This window comes from Streptomyces sp. NPDC096310 (assembly GCF_044763125.1).
Lineage (GTDB): Bacteria > Actinomycetota > Actinomycetes > Streptomycetales > Streptomycetaceae > Streptomyces.
This window is the reverse complement of the sequence record NZ_JBIWFO010000020.1, coordinates 19141-33294: the sequence shown is the minus strand read 5'-3', so window position 1 is coordinate 33294 and position 14154 is coordinate 19141. Positions and strand designations below refer to the sequence as shown.

Annotated in this window: 10 protein-coding genes; 4 read left to right on the top strand and 6 right to left on the bottom strand. The window is 73.0% G+C overall.

Translation table 11 applies throughout. From position 1 onward, the window contains the following. Positions 1-188 precede the first annotated feature (188 nt). From ACIQ7D_RS28645 to ACIQ7D_RS28620, 6 genes are all read right to left on the bottom strand, one after another. Positions 189-1076, bottom strand: coding sequence for an aminotransferase class IV (locus ACIQ7D_RS28645; RefSeq protein WP_403942312.1), 888 nt, complete (start codon positions 1074-1076; stop codon positions 189-191). Positions 1077-1089: 13 nt separating this feature from the next. Continuing rightward, the gene (locus tag ACIQ7D_RS28640) at positions 1090-2304 is read right to left on the bottom strand and encodes an FAD-dependent monooxygenase (protein ID WP_403942309.1); all 1215 of its coding nucleotides are present in this window, start codon (positions 2302-2304) and stop codon (positions 1090-1092) included. A 3-nt stretch (positions 2305-2307) separates the two neighbouring features. Continuing rightward, positions 2308-3927, bottom strand: coding sequence for a class I adenylate-forming enzyme family protein (locus ACIQ7D_RS28635; RefSeq protein WP_403942509.1), 1620 nt, complete (start codon positions 3925-3927; stop codon positions 2308-2310). Positions 3928-4013: 86 nt separating this feature from the next. Next, entirely contained in the window at positions 4014-5621 is a 1608-nt protein-coding gene (locus ACIQ7D_RS28630) for an AMP-binding protein (RefSeq protein WP_403942307.1), read from the bottom strand. Continuing rightward, the gene (gene pabB, locus ACIQ7D_RS28625; protein ID WP_403942304.1) at positions 5618-7858 is read right to left on the bottom strand and encodes an aminodeoxychorismate synthase component I; all 2241 of its coding nucleotides are present in this window, start codon (positions 7856-7858) and stop codon (positions 5618-5620) included. Before pabB ends, ACIQ7D_RS28630 begins: the two co-directional genes overlap by 4 nt. Positions 7859-7937: 79 nt before the next feature. After that, positions 7938-8537: an antibiotic biosynthesis monooxygenase gene (locus ACIQ7D_RS28620; protein WP_403942302.1), complete on the bottom strand. Its 600-nt coding sequence runs from the start codon at positions 8535-8537 to the stop codon at positions 7938-7940. Between the two features lie 396 nt (positions 8538-8933). On the opposite strand from ACIQ7D_RS28620, the gene ACIQ7D_RS28615 reads away from it, so the two are divergent. From ACIQ7D_RS28615 to ACIQ7D_RS28600, 4 genes are all read left to right on the top strand, one after another. Beyond that, complete coding sequence (locus tag ACIQ7D_RS28615) at positions 8934-9986, top strand: iron-siderophore ABC transporter substrate-binding protein (RefSeq protein ID WP_403942299.1); 1053 nt, start codon at positions 8934-8936, stop codon at positions 9984-9986. Between the two features lie 16 nt (positions 9987-10002). Further along, positions 10003-11043 (top strand): FecCD family ABC transporter permease, encoded by a 1041-nt coding sequence (locus tag ACIQ7D_RS28610; RefSeq protein WP_403942297.1) that lies wholly within the window; start codon positions 10003-10005, stop codon positions 11041-11043. Beyond that, complete coding sequence (locus tag ACIQ7D_RS28605; protein WP_403942296.1) at positions 11040-12104, top strand: FecCD family ABC transporter permease; 1065 nt, start codon at positions 11040-11042, stop codon at positions 12102-12104. Before ACIQ7D_RS28610 ends, ACIQ7D_RS28605 begins: the two co-directional genes overlap by 4 nt. 171 nt (positions 12105-12275) lie before the next feature. Beyond that, positions 12276-14147, top strand: a complete 1872-nt coding sequence (locus ACIQ7D_RS28600; protein WP_403942293.1) for a heparinase — start codon at positions 12276-12278, stop codon at positions 14145-14147. Positions 14148-14154 lie beyond the last annotated feature (7 nt).

Genomic DNA, 14154 nt, shown 5'->3' with positions numbered 1-14154 from the left:
TGCCCCCCGGATGGGCCCCGGGCGCCTTACCGCCGTTACCAAATAATTCATTAACCTGGATGGGCGCGCGGGGGCGTGTAATCCGGCCCGCCGCGCCATTCGTGTCCCGAAAGGAAATCCTGGGTCAATTTTCCTGCCCCCGGACCGTGTTCACCCGGGGGGAGTTGTTGACGACCGGTCGGCGGATATCAGGGCCAGTCCACCGGAAGCGGCTCGGTGATTCCGGCCAGCCATTCCCGCCACTCGGGCGCGCGGGTCGCCTCGCCCGCCCGCATCGGCCGCCCCGTCCAGGCCGTCACCGGACGGATGCCGTGCAGCGCGTTCACCAGCCACACCTCACGCCCCTCCAGATCCGCCACGGTGCGCTCACACGCGACGAACGGAATCCGCGCCCGCCGGGCCCGTTCGCGGATGACCGCCGTGGTGACCCCCGCCAGCACCGGCAGCGCCGGCGACGGCACACAAAGAGTGTCCTCCTCCCACCACATCACACTGGAGTACGCGGCCTCCAGCACCAGCCCCGAGGCGGAGGTCAGCAGCGCCTCGTCGGCCCCGTGGGCCGCCGCCCGCCGCCGTACCTCCGCGAGCGTGTCCAGGTCCGGACCCTTGCGCCGGGGGACCGTACGGGGATCGGGCTGGCCCTGCGCCCACACCCGCACCTGCGAGGTGAGCGGCGGAGCGGCCCGCAGCCGCAGCCGCAGCAGCGGGGTCCGCCCCGGCGGCGCCAGCTCCACCCGGGGGAACCACGCCCCCTCGCGCGGCAGCGCCGCCGTCATGTCCTGCCAGAACGCGGCCAGTTGACCGTGCGGCAGCTCGACGGTCTCGGCGCAGGCGCGCAGAAACCGCTCCCGGTGCCGGGCGAGCGCACGCACCCGCCCGCCGGTGACCAGCCATGAGTCCGCGGCCGGCAGGGTGCCGCCGGCCGCGCCCGCGCCGCCCGGTCCGGCGGGCCCGCCGGACCCCTCCGCCATGACGGTGAGGCCATGGCCCGGCTCCCAGCCCAGAACCCGCTCCGTGACCGCCTCCGCGCGGTCGGTCGGTGTTGCCGCCATCGGCTCGTACCTCCAGTCGTCCATCACACCCAGCCTGTCAGTACCTGCGGCCCGCGCCGGACGGGGGCCCGTGCCGGGGACCGTACGGCGCGCGCTCCAGCCACTCGCCGCACCACGGCAGTACGGGAGCGAGCGCCGCCGCCGCGCGCTGCTTGACCCGTACGGTCCCGCGCGGCCGCAGATGCTCCAGCGCCGCCCCGGCCGCCGCGCTGTTGAACAGCGCGGCCTCCCGGCGGGCCGCCGCGAACTCCTCGACGGGGCGCGGCGATCCGGTGGCGATCCGGGCGGCGACCGCCGCCGCTGCCGCCGCCGCGTCCGCGATACCGCTGTTCATGCCCCGCGCGCCGAACGGCGGGAAGAGATGCGCGGCCTCGCCGACGAAGAGCACCCGGCGGCCCGGGTCGGTGAACTCGGCCGCCACCTTCCGCGGAAAGCGGTACGTCGACACCCACAGCACCCGCTCGGCGTACCCCTCACCCACCAGCCGGGGCAGCCACCTCCGTGCCGCCTCCCGCGTCCCGTACGCCTCGGGCACGTCGTCCTCCCGGCACTGGAGATCGATCTGGAACCCGCCGGTGAACGGCACCCGCATCACCGTGCGCCCGCCCGCCCCCGGATGCTCGTAGTGGAACACCCGCTCCAGGGGCAGTTCGGACCCCGGGATGTCGGCGACGTCCGCCACCACGTGGAACCCCTCCGCGCGGACCCCGCGCATCGGGATGCCGAGCTGGGCCCGCACGGTCGACCGGGCGCCGTCTGCGGCGATCACATGGCCGCCCGACCAGTCCCTGCCGTCCCGGGTGGTGATGCCGACCCCGTTCCTCGACACCCGTACCCGCTCCACCCGCGCGCCCCACTCGAACCGCACACCGGCCGCCTCGCACGCCGCGAGCAGAAACCTCTCCGTGTCCATCTGCCGCAGACTCGTGAACGGGGCGACACCGGCCGCTCCGGCGCCGGCCGGCGCGGGGGACGGCTCGGGGAAGGTCCGCGCGTACACCTCACGCCCCCGGTACAGGGTGCGCCGGGTGTGCCAGGTGCTGCCGTACGCGACGATCTCGGCGGCCAGCCCCGGCCGCATCCGCTCCAGAAGCTGCAGCGTCTCCCGGTGGACGAACAGGGCGCGGCTGCCCGGCCGTTCCCGGCCCCGCGGCTCCGCCTCCAGTACGGTGACCGGCAGGCCTCCCGCCCGCAGCGCGAGCGCCGCAGACAGCCCCACGGGCCCGGCGCCCACCACCATGACAGGGGTCATCTCTCAGCCTCCGAGACCGGCGGCGGGCACCGCGCCCCGGTCCAGCATGGCAGTGATCTCCACCCGTTTGACCTTCCATGTCGAGGTTCTCGGCAGATCCTCGAACCGCCACTGGAGGGGCGCCGACATCACGGGCAGGTCCGCGGTCGCCTCGGTCCACCGCCGCGCGTCGAGCGGTTCGTCGCCCCGGACACACACCACCGGTACCGGCTCACGGGCCGCGCCCGGCACGATCACCACCTCACACAGCTCCTCCAGCCGGGACATCAGAACGTCCTCCACCGCCAGATTGCTGTTCACCGTGTCGATCAGATCGACCTCGCGGTCCGTCAGATAGAGCCCGCCCCGGCGGTCGCGGTATCCCATGTCGCCCATCTGCCACCAGCCGTCGCGGAGTTGGCGGTCGTAGCTCTCCGGGGCCCCGAGATAGGTGAGGATGAGCCCCCGGGTACGGGCCTCGATCCGGCCCGGTGTGCCGGGGGCGGCCCGCCGCCCGTCGCCGTCCGCGATCCGTATCCGGGTGAACCCGGGGATCGCGGTGCCGACGCGTCTGCCGTCGGCTTTCGCCGCGCCGCGCCGCGAATACCACTGGAACGCCACCGGCCCCGTCTCGCTCTGCCCGTAGAGCTGTATCAGCCAGGGCGCACGCCGCCGGGAGGCGCCCAGCAGCTTCTGCACGGTGCGCGGATGGATGGCGTCGAAGGTGGATCCGTACGAACGCACCCGGGCCAGCGGCGCACCGGGAGCCTGCGCCAACTCCTCCCACAGCACGAAGGTGTTGGGATGGGTCTCGACGATGCCCGGCCGGTGCCGCGCGAGCAGCGGTCCCGCCGAGGCCGGATCGGGGTCGACCATCAGCAGCAGCGGGCTGCCGAAGTGCAGCAGCACACCGAGGAGATGGTAGAAGCGGGAGTGGACGAAGGACAGGTGCAGCGCCGCGCTCTCGCCCCGGGTCGGCCAGCCCAGCGCCTTCTGGGGGATCAGCCGGTTCCACATCGTCTGCGCGCAGTGCACCGCCAGCTTCGGTACCCCGGTGGTGCCCGAGCTGTGGGTGATCAGGGAGGGCTCGCGCGGATGGAGCCGTACCGGCGCGTGCGGCGGCGCGTCGGCGTACGCGTCCAGCGGTACGGCGCCCGCCGCCCCGGTGGAGCCGTCCGACCCGCCGACGCCGTCCCCGGCGGGACCGTCTACGGTGAGCACCCGCCGGACCATACCGGCGAGCCCGGGGGCGCGGGCGCCCGGCGCGGCGGCGTCCGCCCGCGCGTCCGCCTCGCGCAACGGCCCGTCCAGCGTGGCCCGGTCGGTGATCAGCCAGGGCCGGTCCAGCCGCTCCAGCAGCTCACCGGCCACCCGGCCGTGCAGCCCCGGCGAGAGCAGCGCGGGCACGGCCCCGATCCGGGAGACGGCGCAGGCCAGTACCACGATGTCGACGTTGTCCGCCTTGTGGATGGCCACCCGCTCCGTCGGCCTGACACCGGCCGCCCGGAGCCGCGCCGAGAGAGCGTCCACGAGACGGGCCAACTCCGCGTAGTTCAGGTCGAGTCCCGCCCCGGGACTCACGTCGAGCGGCCGGTCCAGGGTGACGGGGACCGCACCGTGGCGGCGGGCGGCCCGGTGGAACATCAGCCCGAGGGAGAATCCGCGCTCGGAGAAGAGGGGATGGGGCACGGCGGCCTTCCTTCCTGAACGTCGAGAGACATGAGGTGAGTTCACCAGGAGCCCCGGCGCACGAGAGGACGCCGGAGCTTGCCGGTCGGGGTGCGGGGCAGCGACTCCACGACCCGGACCGACCTGGGCACCTTGAACGGGGCGAGACGTTCCCGGGCGAGCCCGACGATCCCCGCCTCCAGCGCCTCGGCGTCCTCGACCGGCCCGGCCGGGACGACGAACGCCCGCAGCCGGGTGGCGCCCTTGTCGTCGGTGAACGCCGACACGGCGACCTCACGGACCGCCGGATGCGTCCGCAGCACAGCCTCGATCTCCAGCGGTGACACGGTGATCCCGCCCACCATCTCCAGGTCGTCCGTCCTGCCGAGATGGCGGTACGTGCCGTCGGGATCACGGCGTGCCCGGTCCCGGGTGGCCAGCCAGCCTCCGGTCAGGGTGCGGGCGGTGTCCTCGGGCAGGTTGAGATATCCGGTGGTCAGCGTCGGCCCCTTCACCCACAGTTCGCCCTCCTCGCCGTCCGGCACCGGCCGCCCGTCGGCGTCCCGGAGCTGCACCTCGTACCCCGGTACCGGACGGCCCACGGTGCCCGGTGTGTTGTGGGAGAGGCTGTTGGCGCAGAAGGCGTGGCCGACCTCGGTCGAGCCGATCTGTTCCAGCACGGGCGCGCCGAGCAGTTCGGTGACCCGCTCACCGAGCCCGGCGGGCATCCCCTCACCGGCCGAGACCGCGGCGCGTACGGAGGCGAAACACGCCGCGTGTCCGTCCGCCCGGTCGGTGACCAGCGCGGCGTACGCCGACGGCACGGAGTACAGCAGGGTCACCCGGTGACGCGCGACCAGCTCGTCCACGGTGGCGGGGGAGGGGCGCAGGCCGACCAGGACCGCGGAGGAGCCGGAGAAGAGCGGGAAGACGAACGCGTTGCCGAAGCCGTACGCGAAGAAGAGCTTGGAGACCGAGAGGGTGACGTCGTCGGCGCCGATCCGCAGCAGCCGCCTCCCGACGAACTCGTAGTACGCCTCCGGGTCCCCGTGGTGGTGCACCACCCCCTTGGGGCGCCCGGTGGTCCCGGAGGTGTACTGGACGTACAGCGGTGTTCCGGAGCCGGCCGGCCGGGGGTCGGCCGGGGCGGCCGTACAGGCGAGCGCCAGGAGCTGGTCGCTGAGGAGGCGCCGCCGCGGCGGGAAGCGGTCCTCCAGCCCCGGACCGGTCACCCCGAGGGTGACACCGGCGTCCTCTGCCATGAAGTCATGGTCGGCGCGCGGCAGTTCGGGGTTGACCAGGACCGCGGTCGCGCCGAGCCGCGCGAGGGCGAGGAAGGTGGCCACCCAGGCGACGGAGTCGGGGAGCGCGAGCAGCACCCGGTCGCCCGGCACGACCCCGCGGTCGGCCAGGACGGTGGCGGCGCGCGCGGCGAGCGCGTGCACCTCGCCGTGGGTCCAGACCCGGTGGTCCTGGTGGAACGCGGGCCGGTCGGTCCATCCGTGCCGCTCCGCCAGGTCGGCGAGGTCGGCGGCCAGATTGCCCGGACAGGTCCTGACCGTGTCCGTGCGCCCCCGGCCCGGGGCGGGGGCGCCGGCGGGTTCCGGTGGGCCGGCCGGGGGAAGCGGCGCGGACCGGGGCGTCAGGCGCAGGGTGGTGGGGGGCGTCATCGGACCGGCTCCTCTACGGGGACAGCGGCTACGGGGACAGCGGCTGAGGGGACCGCGGCCGCGGGAACGGCGGGGTGGGGGGCGCGGGCCCGGACCGTCCGGTCCAGGTAGGCGCGCATGGGGGCGGCCGTCTTCAGCAGCATCTCGTCGTACTCGGCCGCCGGATCGGAGCCCAGGACGATCGCGCCGCCCGCCCCGAGCCGCATCCGGCCGCCGCTGAACACGGCCGTACGGATGACGATGTTGAGGTCGGCGGCGCCGTTGCAGCTCAGATAGCCGAGGGCGCCGGAGTACACACCGCGGGCCCGGGTCTCCAGCCGGTCGATGATCTCCAGGGTGCGCGCTTTGGGAGCCCCGGTCATCGAACCGCCGGGGAAGCAGGCACGTACGCAGTCCAGCGCGTCCTGGTCCGCCCGGAGCCGTCCCTGAACGGTGGAGACCAACTGGTGCACGGTCGCGTATGTCTCGGTCGCCATCAGTTGGGGCACCCGGACCGAGCCGGTCCGGCAGACCCGGCCCAGGTCGTTGCGGAGCAGATCGACGATCATCAGGTTCTCGGACCTGGTCTTCTCGTCGGCGGCGAGCGAGGCGCGCAGCCGGGCGTCCTCCCCGGGCCGCTCGCCGCGTGGCGCGGTGCCCTTGATCGGCTTGGCCTCCACGGTGCCGTCCCGGCCGATCCGCAGGAACCGCTCGGGAGAGGAGCACGCCACGTCGACCTCGCCGAACTTCAGATACGCCGCGTACGGCGCCGGGTTGTGGCGGCGCAGCACCCGGTAGAAGTCGTACGCGTCGGGCGGCGCCGGCAGATCGGCGGCGTTGGTGAGACAGATCTCGTAACTCACCCCGTCGGCCAGTTCCCGCCGGCAGGCCTCGATGTCGGCGAGATACGCCGCACGGTCGCGCTCCAGCCACGGTTCGGCGGCGCCGAGGTCGACGGCGGCGGGACGCGGCGCGGCCGGGGTCTGGGCCGCGGGCACACGACTCAGCTGTGCCACGGCCGAGTCGAGCCAGTCGGCGGCCTCCCGCGCGGCGCGGAGGGTGTTCTCGGCGAGGGCGACCGCGTACGTGGCGCCCTCCTGGTGGTCCACCACCACGATCCGGTCGGCGAACAGCCAGCAGGCGTCCGGGGTTTCGGCCCGGTGGCGGCCCGGTGACCCGCACTCCGCCTTCATCTCGTACCCGAAGTACCCGACGTAGCCGCCTGTGAAGTCGAAGGGCAGGTCGGGGGCGTCCACCGCGCGCAGCGCCAACCGCCGTCGGAGATGGTCGAACACGCTGCCCCGCACCCGGCGGGCGGCCCGCCCGGGCCGCTCGATCCCGGTCCGCCCGGTTTCGACGTCGTACCGTACGAACTCGGCGAGCGGGCCCGTACCGTCCCCGAAGAACGAGAAGCGGGACTGCCCGGCCTCGACCCGCGCGCTGTCCAGCCAGAATGCGCGGGGCGCGTCGGCGCACATCCGGGTGAACGCCGCCTCGGGGTCCACCGGCGTGTCGATCACTCTGCTGTGCAGCCGGTAGCGGCCGGTACCGGCCGCCGAGGCCGGCTCCCGGGTGGCCCCCGCGTTCGCCGCCGCCTTCGCGTTCGCCGTCGTCCGCGCCGCGGTGCGGGGGACCGGCGGGGTCCGGCGCACATCGCGACGCGTGCGGTCCGTACGCGACCAGGAGGCGGTGAGCTCCGCGAAGTTGGTGAGCATCCGGTGGCCGAACTCGGTGAGGATCGACTCGGGGTGGAACTGCACGCCCCACATCGGTCGGGTACGGTGGCGCAGCCCCATCAGCACCCCGTCCTCGGCCCACGCGGTGGCCTCCAGGGCGGGCGGCAGCGGTTCCCGTACGGCGAGCGAGTGGTAGCGCACCGCGGTGAAGTTCTGCGGTATCCCGCGGAACAGCTCCCGCCCGTCGTGCCGGATCACGGAGAGATGGCCGTGCCGGGGGCGGGGCGCCGCCACCACCTGGGCCAACTCGCCCACCGCGATGCCCTGGTGACCGAGGCACACCCCGAGAACGGGGATCCCGGACCGGGCGAGCAGCGCGGTACCGATGCCGAAGTCGCGCGCCGTGCCGGGGTGTCCCGGCCCCGGGGACACCACGATGTTGTCGAACGCCCGCAGATCCAGCTCCGCGCCGGCCGGCGCGTCGTTGAGCAGCACCACCGGCTCCTCGCCGTTCACCTCGGCGATGAGCTGGAACAGGTTGTACGTGTACGAGTCGTAATTGTCGATGAGCAGAGTCTTCACCCGGCCCACCTCCTTTTCGTCTTTCCGGGGCCGTGCGGTTCCGTGCCTCGAACCGTGCCCGTTTCTTCCCGCATCGCCCTTACGCGGCCCGGCGTTTGTGCCGTCCGCGGAACGCCTGGAGAGGCGGATACAGCCATTTCTTGAGAAAACGCTGAAGGCGCGGCATCAGCACCCAGGTGACAATGGCCGTCACGCTCAGGCAGAGAATGAGTGTCCGTACGAGTGCGTTGAGACCGCCCAGGTACGGAATCACCGTCAGGTTGAAGAGGAGCACCGGTGGGAAGACGGCGCCCATGTTCACGAACCACAACTTCCATTTCGGCGGCGGCCGGGGCGGTGACGGCGGCGCCGCCTCCGCCGGGCCCTCGAACCAGGCTCTGAGACCTCGTATCCTCCGGTGCCCGGTCTCCCGGGCAAGCTGATCGCCGTACGATGCCAGCCGTGTCCGTGCGGCGGACTCCTCCCAGGCCGCCGTGGAGACGGCGGAGTCGAACCGGTGAATGACATGCCATTCCGTGCCGACCTCGCCCGGGGCGAGAACTCCGCCGCCCAGATATCCGGGAACGCGGGCCGCGGTGCCCAGCACGGTCATCGCCCAGGAACGGAACTCGCTTTCGCGGCCCGGCGCGACGTGGTAGGCGACCGTGACGGTGATCGGTTCGCTCTGCACTCCGGCCATGACCTCCTTTTCCGTATCACGACAGCGTGATCCCTTGGCCGGTGATCCCATTTCATCGAGCCGGACGTCTTTGAATACGAAAGCACTGTGCCATGTGTTCAATCGGTTCCGGGGGAATCCTGTGAATCCTTGCCCGCGTTCCCTCGCTCCCCCGGGGCAGCGGTGTTCCCGGGGATGCCGCCCGGGTGAGCCGGCCCGCGCCGGACGGCCCGCTCCCGGAGGGGGGTCCGCTCGCACCGCCGGGAGAGCGCGTCATCTGGAGCGCGCCATGTCGCTCTCCGCCGGGACGGGGGGCATCCGTGCCCGCCGCACGCCAGTTGAAAGGAAAATGCGACTTAGCTTAGGCTTGCCTAAGATTTCGCGATCTACGCTGTCCACGAAACCTGAGGAACACCCATGCCATCCTGGTTCACCCGCGCGCGTCGACAGACCCTCGCCGTCACGGCCACCGCCGCCACGCTCGCACTCGTTCTCGGCGGCTGCTCCTCGGCCGAGAAGGAGGACTCCGGTGCCTCGGCCAAGAGCGGCGCGGGCGGCGGGGCGTTCCCGGTCACGATCAAGAGCGCGCTCGGATCGGCGAAGATCACCGAGCAGCCCGAGCGGGTCGTGACCCTGGGGCAGGGCTCCGCCGAGACCGCCATCGCCCTCGGCCACACGCCCGTGGGCATCGAGAGCTACGCGTGGGGCAGCGACAAGTCCGGCTATCTGCCGTGGATCCACGAGGCGGTGAAGAAGTCGGGCGACACACTGCCGACCCAGTTCGCGGGCGGGGAGGACATCGACTTCGAGGCCATCACCGAACTCCAGCCCGATGTGATCCTCGCGCCCTGGTCGGGCGTCACCCAGGAGCAGTTCGACATCCTCTCGGACATCGCGCCGACCGTGGCCTACCCCGAGTTGGCGTGGAGCACCAACTGGGACGAGCAGATCGAGATCATCGCCAAGGCGCTGGGACAGCCGGACGACGCCCAGAAGCTGACCTCGAAGATCGAGAAGCAGCTCGCGGACGCCGCCGCGACCCGGCCCCAGTACAAGAACGTCTCGTTCTCCTACATCTACACCTCAGGACCGGGCACACTCGGCGTCTTCCTCCCCGAGGAGCAGCGCGTCGAGATGGCCTCCTCCCTCGGACTCACCGTCGACCCGGTGGTGAAGACCTTCAAGGAGACCAAGGGCACCGACTCGGCGCTCATCGGGCTGGAGAACGCGGAGAAGCTCTCCGACAGCGACCTGATCTTCACCTTCTACTCCGACGCCAAGACCCGCGAGGAGATCGAGGCGCAGAAGCTCTACGCGGCGATCCCCGCCGTCAAGCGTGACTCCCTCGTCGCCGCCGACGACCCCTCCTTCGTCACCGCGTCGTCGATCATCAACCCGCTCACCGTTCCCTGGGTCATCGACCGCTACCTCCCGCTGATCGACAAGGCCATCACCAAGCTCGACAAGTAAGGCGTACGGAAACCGGATGACCACCACCACCGCACCGGCCCGTACCGGCGGTCCCGGCATCTCGCGTGCCGGGACCGCCCGGCGGGTGTACGCCCTGCTCGTCGGGGTCGTCGTGCTTGTCCTCGCGGTGATCGCGAGTGTGATGTTCGGCAGCAGGACCACATCGTTCGGGGATGTCATGGACGTCCTCGCGGAGACCGCCGACCCCTATGTCGCCACCGTGGTCGAGAGCCGCTACCCGAGGACGGCGCTCGGTGTGCTCGCGGGCCTCTGCCTCGCCGTCGCCGGCACCCTGATGCAGGGGGTCACCCGTAACCCCCTGGCGGATCCGGGGCTGCTCGGGATCAACGCCGGGGCGGCCGCGAGCGTCGTCGCCGCGACGGCCTTCCTGGGCGCCACGGGCCGGACGGACACCATGTGGTGGGCGCTGCCCGGTGCCCTGCTGGCCGGATTCCTCGTCCATGTCATCGGCTCCGCGGGCGCGAGCACGTCCCTGGTACGGCTGGTGCTGGCGGGAGCCGTGCTCTCCGCGGTGCTGATGGCATTCATCCAGGCAGTGACCTTGAGCAAGCCGAAGGTCTTCGACAGCTACCGCTACTGGGTGGTCGGCGCGCTCGGCGGCCGGGACTTCGACGTGTTCTGGTCCGTGCTGCCGTTCGCCGCGACCGGACTCGTCCTGGCCCTGCTGCTGGGACCCGGCCTCAACGCGCTCGCGCTCGGCGACGCGTCGGCAGCCTCCCTCGGCGCCAACCCGGCACTCGTACGCGCCGGAGGACTTCTCGCCGCGACCCTGCTGAGCGCGGCGGCGACCGCCGCGGTCGGCCCGATCGCCTTCGTCGGCCTCGCGGTACCGCACATCGTGCGCGCCGTCGTCGGCGTCGACTTCCGGATACAGATCGTGTTCTCGGCGATCGCCGGCCCCGCGCTGCTGCTCCTGGCGGATGTCCTGGGCCGGATCGTCCTGCGCCCGCAGGAGCTGATGGTCGGTGTGGTGACGGCGTTCGTCGGGGCGCCCGCGCTGCTGGTCGCCGTACGCAGGATGAAGGGCACCACATGACGGGGAATCGGACCATGGCCGACGCCGCCGCACCGCGCGGCCATCTCACCCTCGGCCGTACGGTGGCGGTGCCGGTACGGCGCAGGTCCGTCGTCACCGCCCTGGTCACAGTGGTCCTGGCCGTGGCCGCCGCCGTCGCCACCCTGTCGCTGGGACGGCTCGGTGTCGCGCTCGCGGATCTCCCGTCCGCCCTCACCGGCGGGGCCCGGGGCACGGACGTGTTCGTCCTGGAGCGGCTGCGCGGCCCGCGGCTGACCGTGGCGGTGGGCACGGGCGCGGCGCTCGGACTGTCGGGCGCCCTCTTCCAGTCCGTCACCCGCAACCCGCTGGGCAGCCCGGACGTGATCGGGCTGGGCGCGGGCGCCGGCGCGGGCGCCGCGATCGTGGCGCTCCTGCTGCCCGGCACCGTCCCCGTACCGCTCGGCGCCCTCGCCGGCGCGGTGCTGGCCATGGTGCTGGTGTACGTGTCCACGGGCAGCGGATTCCGCAACCCGGGACGTCTGGTCGTCGCCGGGATCGGCGTGGCCGCGATCGCCACGGCGGTCACCCAGTACGTCGTCTACGCCGTGGAACGCGACAAGGCGGCCGTCCTGACCGCCTACATCAACGGCAGCCTGGCGGCCCGGTCCTGGGAACACGCCGCCACCATCTGGCTGGTCCTGCTCCTCGTGGCCCCCTGCACCGCGCTGATCGCGCGCCGTCTCGACATCGCCGAGATGGGCGACGAGATCGCCGGGGGACTGGGCTCCGAGCCCAGGACCACCAAGACCCTGGCCGTCCTCCTGTCGATCGTCCTGTCCGCCGGCGCGGTCAGCGTCTCGGGTCCGATCGCCTTCATCGCCCTGACGGCCCCGCAGATCGCCAAACGCCTCACCCGCGGCTCCGGCCCCCATCTGATGCTCTCCGCCCTGGTCGGCGCCCTGCTGCTGGTGCTCGCCGACCTCTGCGCGCAGCAACTGCCGCTCTTCGAGGACCTGCCGGTCGGCATCTACACACTGGCCATCGGCGGCGCGTACCTCGGATATCTGCTGATCCGCGAGTGGCGCAAGGGAGTCCTGTAGGGGCGTGTTCGCGCGGACCGTCTTCTTCGCCACGGCGGAGGACCAAAAGCGCAGAGAAGCACCATACTCAGCAGCGTGAACGAACATTTTCGATCGGTAGCGAACATAGCTCAGGACGAAGAACTCGCCGGGAGGCTGCGGGACGCCCCCCGGCGCGTACCGGTCCCCCCGGTGACCGACCGCGGTGTGTGGGACGCGGTGGACGCCGCGACACGCACGGCGCTCCTCGCGGCGGCCGAGAAGGAACTCGGCCGCCCCGAACCGGTGCTGCGCGCCTCCGACTGGTCCCGCGCCTTCCGCGACGGGGTGCGCACGGCGTACGAGGACCAGGCCCGCGCGCTGCGTCACCGTACGGCCCTGTGCGTTCTCGCGGCGGTACTCACCGGGGAGTCCGCGCCCGCCCAGGCGCCGCCCGGCGCCGCCCCGTACCTCGACGCGGCGGCCGACGCCCTCATGGCGCTCGCCGAGGCGACCACCTGGTGCTGGGCGCCGCACGACCGCTTCACCACCGCGCGCGCCGAGGTCGTCCCCGATCCCGGCGAGCCGTTCCTCGACCTCGGCGCCGCCGAGGTCGCCTCGACTCTGGCCTGGGCCGACCACGTCCTGGGGCCCCGCCTCGACGAGCGGGTCCCCGGGCTGCGGCGCAGACTGCGGCGCGAGGTCCGGCTGCGTGTCTTCGAGCCCTTCCTGCGGATCAGGGACTGGCACTGGATCGGCCTCGACGGCGACGCCCACAACTGGAACCCGTGGGTGCACGGCGCCGTGCTGACCGCGGCCCTCCTGCTCTGCGACGACGAGACGGAGCGCGCCGAACTCGTCCGGCATGTCGCCGCCGGCCTCGGCCACTTCGTCGAGGTGCTGCCCGACGACGGAGGCGTGGACGAAGGCGTCGCCTACTGGTGGCTCGGCGCCTGCCGTCTGATGGAGGCCCTCGACCTGCTCGCCGCCGTCGGCGGGGCACCCTGCGACGCCCGCGGCCTGCCGGTGCTCGCCGAACTCGTCCGCTACCCCTACCGCATGCACTTCGGCGGCCCGTGGTACGTCAACGTCGGCGACGCGCCGGCCCGTCTCCCCGACGAGCAGCCCTGGCACGTCCTGTTCCGCTGGGGCGGGCGGCTCGGCGACCCCGACGTCAGCGCCCACGCCCTGGCATGCGGCGTGGCGCGCGGCGTCACCGCGAGCCACGAGGACGGCCTCGGCCGCGCGCTGAGCGGACTGTCCGACCCCGCCTGGAGCGCCGCGACCACCGGCGCGGACCCCAGCGGCCAGGGCCCCGGCCCGCACGGGAACGGCGCCTGGCTGCCCCGGGACGTCTGGCTGCCCCGGGTACAGGTGCTCGTCGCCAGGGAACGCGCAGGCACCACCGAAGGGCTCGCCCTCGCCGTCAAGGGCGGCCACAACGACGAACGCCACAACCACCTCGACGTCGGCTCCTACTGGGTCGCCCTGGACGGCGAGCCGGTGATCGTCGACATCGGGCAACCGACGTACACCGCCGCCAGCTTCGGCCCCGACCGCTACGACGCCTGGCCGCTGCGCAGCGGCTGGCACAACGTGCCCGACCCCGGCGCCGGGCAACGGCCGGGCGCCGGGCACCGCGCCCACGCCGTACGGGCGGAGACGGGCGACCGCACCACCGAGTGGTCCGCGGACCTCGCGCCCGCCTATCCCGACGGGCTGCTCGGCGAACTGCGCCGTACCGTACGGCTGGTACGCGCCACCGCCGCCGAGCCGGCGCACATCGTCGTCATGGACGAACCGGCCGCCGGACCCGCAGCGCTCGCCCTGCGGCACGTCCTCGCCGGTGACGTACGGCTCCACGAGGGCCGGGCCGTGGTCGGCACGGCGGGCGGCGGGGCGCTCCGGCTCACCTGGGACCCCGCCCTGCTGACCGGAGGACTCGAACACCAGCCGATCGCCGACCCCACCCTGCGCCGCTCCTGGGGCCACCGGCTGACCCGGCTGACGCTGCGCACCGACCCCTCCCGGCCGCCGGGCGGAGCGCCCCGCCCGCTGTCCGTACGGATCGAACGGGCTCGCTGAGCCGCCC